At 60.1% G+C, this 454-nt stretch carries 1 protein-coding gene; it reads left to right on the top strand.

Annotation, left to right across the window (positions count from 1 at the left end; all coding sequences use genetic code 11):
- Positions 1-454: ATP-binding protein (locus tag MWC30_RS21925; protein ID WP_244086321.1), on the top strand; the 454-nt coding region annotated here is incomplete at both ends.

The following is a 454-nucleotide window of genomic DNA, read 5'->3' as shown; positions in this document are numbered from 1 at the left end:
CTCCCTGGGCATGAACACGGGCTTCCGCATCGCCACCAACATCACTACCGGGCGTCACTCCACGGTGCTGATGGACCCCGCGGGACTGGCCGAGAACGACATCAGCGGATCGTTCGCAGCAGTCGGAGAGCTGGGATCGGGCAAGTCCCACCTCCTGAAGACCTGCTCTTCCCACGTGCTCGACCGAGGCGGACAACTCATCGTGGTTGACCACTCCGACAACCAGGAGTACGCCGCCTTGGCACGAACGCTGACCACGGCCAACATCATTGACTTCATGCAGCCCAACCAGTCCTTGGACCCGCTGAGGATCTGGGCAAGTGATGCAGAGAAGATCCGTCAAACGCTCACCTTGATCACGATGATGCTGGGCGTCGGATCGTCGAACCGAGCCTTCGCACTGATTAACCGAGAGTTGGACCGCCTCTTCAACGAAGAAGGCGGAAGCAGCAAC

Origin of the sequence: Desulforhabdus sp. TSK (assembly GCF_022836495.1) — a bacterium.
GTDB lineage: Bacteria > Desulfobacterota > Syntrophobacteria > Syntrophobacterales > Syntrophobacteraceae > Desulforhabdus.
This window is presented reverse-complemented; position numbering and strand designations above follow the sequence as displayed.